The sequence below is a fragment of the Streptomyces capillispiralis genome, assembly GCF_007829875.1.
GTDB lineage: Bacteria > Actinomycetota > Actinomycetes > Streptomycetales > Streptomycetaceae > Streptomyces > Streptomyces capillispiralis.
Genome location: NZ_VIWV01000001.1, coordinates 242,267 through 249,664 on the forward strand (window position 1 = coordinate 242,267; position 7,398 = coordinate 249,664).

The following is a 7,398-nucleotide window of genomic DNA, read 5'->3' on the forward strand; positions in this document are numbered from 1 at the left end:
CTCCGCCTCCGACGCCTCCACCGCCACCATCGCACCACCAACCGGCAACGCCTGCATCAGCCGGCCACGAGCGGCCACCAACGCACACGCGTCCGCGAGAGAGAACACACCCGCCACATGCGCGGCAGCGACCTCACCGATCGAATGCCCGGCCACGAACTCCGGCCGCACACCCCACGACTCCACCAGCCGGAACAACGCCACCTCAACCGCGAACAAACCGGCCTGGGCGTAAACGGTCTGATTCAGCGCGTCCGCGTCCTCACCCCACACGACCTCACGCAACGGCCGGTCAAGGTGCTCATCCAGGCCCGCGCACACCGCGTCGAACGCCTCCGCGAACACCGGGAAACGAGCATGCAGCTCACGCCCCATACCCAGCCGCTGCGCACCCTGCCCCGAGAACAGGAACGCCGTGCGGCCCTGTTCGGTCGCGCCGACGATCGCGGCGGGGTCGCTCTCCCCCACGCACACCGCGGCCAGGCCGCGCACGGCGGACTCACGGTCGTCGGCGAGGACGACGGCACGGTGGTCGAAGACGGAGCGCTGCGTGGCCAGGGAGCGGCCGAGGTCCACGGCGCGCAGTTCGGGGGCGGCCTCGACGCGGGCCAGGAGGCGCGCGGCCTGGGCGTGCAGGGCGGCCTCGGTCTTGCCGGAGAGGACCCACGGAACCACTCCGGGCGCGAGGGAGGCGAGTCCGCCGCTTCCGGCGTCCTCCTCATCCGCCCTCTCGTACTCGGGCTGTTCGAGGACGACGTGCGCGTTGGTGCCGCTGATACCGAACGAGGACACACCCGCACGGCGCGGCCCCGAACCCTGCGCCCACTCCACCGGCTCAGTCAGCAACTCCACCGCACCCGCCGACCAATCGACGTGCGACGACGGCGCATCCACATGCAGCGTCCGCGGCAGCACACCGTGCCGCATCGCCATCACCATCTTGATCACACCCGCGACACCCGCAGCCGCCTGCGTGTGACCCAGGTTCGACTTCACCGACCCCAGCCACAACGGCCGGTCCTCGGGACGGTCCTGACCGTAGGTGGCGATCAGCGCCTGCGCCTCGATCGGGTCACCCAACGTCGTCCCCGTGCCATGCGCCTCCACGACATCCACGTCACCGACCGACAGCCCACCACTGGCCAGCGCCTGACGGATCACCCGCTGCTGCGACGGACCGTTCGGCGCCGTCAGACCATTCGACGCACCATCCTGGTTCACCGCACTGCCCCGCACCACGGCCAGCACCCGATGACCATTGCGCCGCGCGTCCGACAACCGCTCCAGCACCAGCATGCCCACGCCCTCGGACCAGCCGACCCCGTCGGCCGCATCCGCGAACGAACGACACCGCCCGTCCGCCGACAACCCGCCCTGGCGCGAGAACTCCACGAACGTCATCGGCGTCGACATCACCGTCACACCACCGGCCACCGCCAGCGAGCACTCACCCGACCGCAGCGCCTGCGCCGCCCAGTGCAACGCCACCAGCGACGACGAACACGCCGTGTCCACCGTCACCGCCGGACCCTCGAACCCGAACGTGTACGACACACGGCCGGAGGCGATGCTGGGGGCGCTGCCGTTGCTGCGGAAGCCTTCGTACTGCTCGTCGGTGAGCATGTTGCCGTAGTCGTTGTACATGACGCCGGCGAAGACGCCGGTCTGGCTGCCCCGCAGCGACACCGGGTCCATCCCGGCCCGCTCGATCGCCTCCCACGTCGTCTCCAGCAACAGACGCTGCTGCGCGTCCGTCGCCACCGCCTCCCGCGGGCTCATCCCGAAGAAGTCCGCGTCGAAGGCACCCGCGTCGTGCAGGAAGCCACCGGCCTTGGTGTAGCTGGTGCCCGAGGCCTCCCGGTCGGGGTTGTAGAGGACGTCGGCGTCCCATCCGCGGTTGACGGGGAACTCGGACACGGCGTCGACGCCGTCGGACACCAGTCGCCACAGATCCTCGGGGGAGGACACCCCGCCCGGATAACGGCACGCCATCCCCACGATCACGACCGGGTCGTCCGCCACCGACGGCAGGGACCCGACCGGCACCACCGCGGCCGGCTCCGCCACACCGAACAACTCGTCCAGCAGGTAACCCACCAGGGCGTTCGCCGTCGGATAGTCGAACACCACCGTCGCCGGCAGGCGCAACCCGGTCGCCTTCCCCAGCCGGTTCCGCAACTCCACCGCCGTCAGCGAGTCGAAACCCAGATCCTGGAAGGCACGCCCCGGATCCACCGTCTGCGCACCCGAATGACCCAGCACCACGGCGATCTGACCCCGTACCAGATCCAGCAGCACCTCACGCCGCTCGTCCCGGCCCAGACCCTCCAACCGCTGCACCAGACTCGCCGTCGCCACCGAACCACCGGCAACCGACCGCCGCGCCCGCACCCGGATCAGACCACGCAGCATGGGGTGGATGTCGCCCTGTTCCCGCAGGGCGGGGAGGTCGAGGCGCACGGGCAGGACGAGGGGTTCACCGGTGTCGAGTGCCGCGTCGAAGAGGGCCGCGCCCTGCTCGGCGGTGAGTTCCGGCATGCCGGCGCGGGCGATGCGGTGTACGTCGGTGTCGGAGAGGGTGCCGATCATGCCGGCGTCCTGGGTCCACGGGCCCCACGCGAGGGACGCGGCGGGCAGGCCGAGCGAGCGGCGGTGCCGGGCCAGGGCGTCGAGGAACGTGTTGCCCGCAGCGTAGTTGGCCTGGCCGGGGCCGCCGAGGATGCCCGACATGGAGGAGTAGAGCACGAAGGCGGTGAGGTCGAGGTCCTTGGTGGCCTCGTGCAGATGCCAGGCCGCGTCCACCTTCGGACGCAGCACACCCGCCAGCCTCTCTCCTGTCAGCGACTCCACCACACCGTCGTCCAGCACACCCGCCGTATGCACCACCGCCCGCACCCGATACCGGGCCACCAGACCCGCCACCGCAGCCCCATCAGCCACATCACAGGCCTCCACCGACACCCGCGCACCCAGCCCGGACAACTCGGCGACCAGAGTGTCCACACCCTCGGCAGCCGCACCACGACGACTCACCAGCAACAGATCACGCACACCGTGCTCAACCACCAGATGCCGGGCCACCACACGACCCAGACCACCCGTACCACCCGTCACCAGAACCGTGCCCCCGGCCACGTCCCAGGCGGACGCAGCCGAAGCACCCCGCTCGGGGGACACGCGTGCCAGGCGAGGCACCAACACCTCACCACCACGCACCGCGACCTCGGCCTCGGTCTCACCCGCCGCCAGCACGGCACCCAGGAGTTCGGCCGACAGCACCGCACCAGGCTCGACGTCCAGCAGACCGAACCGCCCGGGGTGCTCCGACGCGGCCGACCTCGCCAGGCCCCACACACCGGTCCCGGTCAGGTCGTCACCCGTGACCGCGCCCCGCGTCACGAACACCAGACGCGACTGCGTGCACCGCTCGTCGGCCAGCCACGACCGCACCAGCTCCAGCGCCCACGTGGTGACGTCGTGCACGGCGTCCACCACCGCGGCGTTCTCGCGCGCGGCGGGCTGCGGTACGACGGCGAACACCGTCGCCGGTACCTCACCGGCCGTGAGGAGCGCGCCGATGTCGGTGTGGCGGGGTCCGGGCAGTGCGGCCAGGAGGTCGCCGGTGGTGGTGTCGAGGACGGCCGTGGTGGCGGTCTCGGTGCCGCTCGCCGGTGCGGCGGCGGGGGTCCACGTGAGGTGAAAGAGGGCGTCCCGGGTCGTGGTGTCGACGGCGGTGCCGGAGGCGACGGCGCGCAGCACCAGGTTCTCGATGGTGGCGACCGGTGCTCCGGTGGGGTCGGCGACGGCGACGGACGCGGACTCGTCGCCGGTCCGGGTCAGGCGGACGCGGACGGCCCGGGCGCCGGTGGCGTGCAGGGTGACGCCTTCCCAGGAGAACGGGACGACTCCCCGCGCGAGTCCGCCGAGGGCGGAGATCTGCACGGACGCGTCGAGCAGCGCCGGGTGCAGGCCGAAGCCGGCCGCGTCGCGCTCGGCGGAGTCGGGGAGGGCGACCTCGGCGAACACGTCGTCGCCCCGGCGCCAGGCGGCGCGCAGGCCCTGGAAGAGGGGGCCGTACTCGTATCCGCCCTCGGCCATGCGCTCGTAGAGGCCCGTCAGGTCGACGGGCTCGGCATCGGCGGGCGGCCAGACGGCGGTGTCAAAGGCGGCGGTGTCGAAAGCGGGAGCCGTGCCCGGGGCGAGGACGCCGGTGGCGTGCTCGGTCCAGGGCCGGTCGTCCTCGCCCTCCGGCCGGGAGCGGGCGGTGAGGACCCTGCGGCCCGCGGCGTCGGCCGGGCCGACCTGGAGGTGCAGTTGGACGCCGCCCTGTTCCGGAAGGACGAGGGGGGCCGCCAGGGTGAGTTCCTCGACGCGGTCGCAGCCGACCTCGTCCCCGGCCCGCACCGCGAGTTCGACGAAGGCGGTGCCGGGCAGCAGGACGTTGCCCATGACGACGTGTTCGCCCAGCCACGGGTGGGTGCGCAGGGAGAGGCGGGTGGTGAGGAGGAGACCGTCGGAGTCGGAGAACTCGACGGCCGCGCTGAGCAGGGGGTGGCCGGCGGAGCGCAGACCGGCGGACTCGACGTCCCCGGAGGATGCGTCGGGCGTGGGCCAGTAACGCTGGTGCTGGAAGGGATAGGTGGGGAGGTCGGTGAGCCGGGCTCCGGTTCCGGCGAGGTAGGCGGTCCAGTCGACCGTCTGGCCGTGTACCGCGAGCCGTGCGAGGGCGGTGAGGGCCGTGGTCTCCTCATCGCGGTCCTTGCGCAGAAGAGGTACGAGGAGGGCATCGTCGCCGGCGCTCTCACGCGCCATGCCGCTCAGCACACCGTCCGGACCCAGCTCGACGAAGCGCGTGACACCCTGAGCGGCCAGCGCGCGGACACCGTCGTCGAAGCGCACGGCCTCGCGGACATGGGTCACCCAGTAGGCGGGCGACGTCAGCTCGCCGGGCTCCGCCACAGCACCCGACACGTTCGAGACGACGGGCAGGCGCGGCTCACCGTAGGACAGCCCCTCCGCTACCGTGCGGAACTCCTCCAGCATCGGCTCCATCAGCGGCGAGTGGAAGGCGTGCGACACCCGCAGCCGGGACGTACGACGCCCCTGCTCACGGAACACCCCGGCTACGGCCTCCACCGCCGCCTCAGCGCCCGAAACCACCACCGACGACGGCCCATTGACGGCCGCGACCGACACCTCACCCGTGAGGCGCGGCAGCACCTCCGCCTCCGACGCCTCCACCGCCACCATCGCACCACCAGCCGGCAACGCCTGCATCAGCCGGCCACGAGCGGCCACCAACGCACACGCGTCCGCGAGAGAGAACACGCCCGCCACATGCGCGGCAGCGACCTCACCGATCGAATGCCCGGCCACGAACTCCGGCCGCACACCCCACGACTCCACCAGCCGGAACAACGCCACCTCAACCGCGAACAAACCGGCCTGGGCGTACACGGTCCGGTTCAGCGCGTCCGCGTCCTCACCCCAGACCACATCGCGCAACGGCCGGTCCAGGTGCTCGTCCAAGCCCGCGCACACCGCGTCGAACGCCTCCGCGAACACCGGGGAACGAGCGTGCAGTTCACGCCCCATACCCAGCCGCTGCGCACCCTGACCCGAGAACAGGAAGGCGGTGGAGCCGCCCTGGGCGGTGCCTTCGAGGACGGCGGGGTGGGGTGCGGCGCCGGCGAGGGCGGTGAGGGCCTGGGCGGTGGTGTCGGGGTCGGTGGCGAGGATCACCGCGCGGTGCGGGAGCGGGGCGCGGCTGGTCGCCAGGGAGAGGGCGATGTCGGCGTGCCGGGGGCCGGCGGCCGGGGTGTCGACGTGTGCGAGGAGGCGTTCGGCCTGGGCGCGCAGCGCGGTCTCGGAGCGGGCGGACAGCAGCCACGGGGTCACGGCGGGGTCGACGGCCGGGGCCTCCGTGCCCGTGCCCTCGGATGCTTCCACTTCCTCGGGGAGGGGGGCCTGTTCCAGCAGGACGTGGGCGTTGGTGCCGCTGATGCCGAAGGCGGAGACGCCGGCGCGGCGGGGGTGCTCGGCGGTGGGCCAGTCGGTGGCCTCGGTGAGGAGTTCGACGGCGCCGGCGGTCCAGTCGACGTGGGAGGTGGGCGCGTCGACGTGCAGGATGCCGGGGAGGACTCCGTGGCGCATCGCCATGACCATCTTGATGACGCCCGCGACACCGGCCGCCGCCTGGGCGTGGCCGATGTTCGACTTGACGGCGCCGAGGCGCAGCGGCCGGTCGGCGGGCCGGCCCTGGCCGTAGGTGGCGAGGAGGGCCTGGGCCTCGATGGGATCGCCGAGGGTGGTGCCGGTGCCGTGGGCCTCGACGGCGTCGACCTGGTCGGGGGTGAGGCGGGCGTCGGCGAGGGCGGCCTCGATGACCCGGCGCTGGGAGGGCCCGTTGGGGGCGGTGAGGCGGCTGCTGGCACCGTCCTGGTTGACGGCGGTGCCGCGGATGACGGCGAGGACCTGGTGGCCGTTGCGGCGGGCGTCGGAGAGCCGTTCGACGAGGAGGACGCCGACGCCCTCGCCCCAGGCGGTGCCGTCGGCGGCCTCGGCGAAGGGCTTGCAGCGGCCGTCGGGGGCGAGGCCGCGCTGGCGGGAGAACTCGGTGAACAGTTCGGTGGTCGGCATCATGGCGACGCCGCCGGCCAGGGCGAGGGAGCACTCGCCGGCGCGCAGGGCGCGGGTGGCGAGGTGGAGGGCGACGAGGGAGGAGGAGCAGGCGGTGTCGACGGTGACGGCCGGGCCCTCCAGGCCGAGGGTGTAGGAGATGCGGCCGGACAGGACGCTCATGGCGCCGCCGGTGAGGTTGTGGCCCTCGGTCTCCTCGGTGGTGCGGGCGAGGGAGCCGTAGTTGGTGTCGGCGCCGCCGACGAAGACGCCGGTGTCGGTGTTGCGGAGGGAGGCGGGGCTGATGCGGGCGCGTTCGACGGCCTCCCAGGCGGTCTCCAGCAGGAGCCGCTGCTGCGGGTCCATGGCGAGGGCTTCGCGGGGGGCGATGCCGAAGAGGTCGGCGTCGAAGTCGGCGGCGCCGTCGAGGAAGCCGCCCTCGCGGACGTAGCTCTTGCCGGGGGTGCCCGGGTCGGGGTCGTAGAGGGAGTCGAGGTCCCAGCCGCGGTCCTCGGGCAGCGGGCCGACGGCGTCGGTGCCGTCGGCGACGAGCCGCCACAGGTCCTCCGGGGAGCGGACGCCGCCGGGGAAGCGGCAGGCCATGCCGATGACGGCGATCGGCTCGCTCTGGCCGGCCTCGACGGACTCCAGCCGCTGACGGGTGCGACGCAGGTCTGCGGTGACCTTCTTGAGGTAGTCGCGGAGCTTGTCTTCGGAGCTTGCCATGGGGGTGGAATCCTCTGGTTCTGGCTGGAAGGACGCGGGGCCGGGCCGGGTGGG

General features: G+C 72.8%; 1 protein-coding gene (running past one end of the window). It reads right to left on the reverse strand.

The features are described 5' to 3' along the window. On the reverse strand, positions 1-7,344 hold the 5' portion of the coding sequence (locus FHX78_RS00825; protein ID WP_145865526.1) for a type I polyketide synthase. The gene continues 24,699 nt to the left of window position 1, outside the view; the window shows 7,344 of its 32,043 coding nt (coding positions 1-7,344); the start codon lies at positions 7,342-7,344; the stop codon falls past the left edge of the window. Positions 7,345-7,398: the final 54 nt, after the last annotated feature.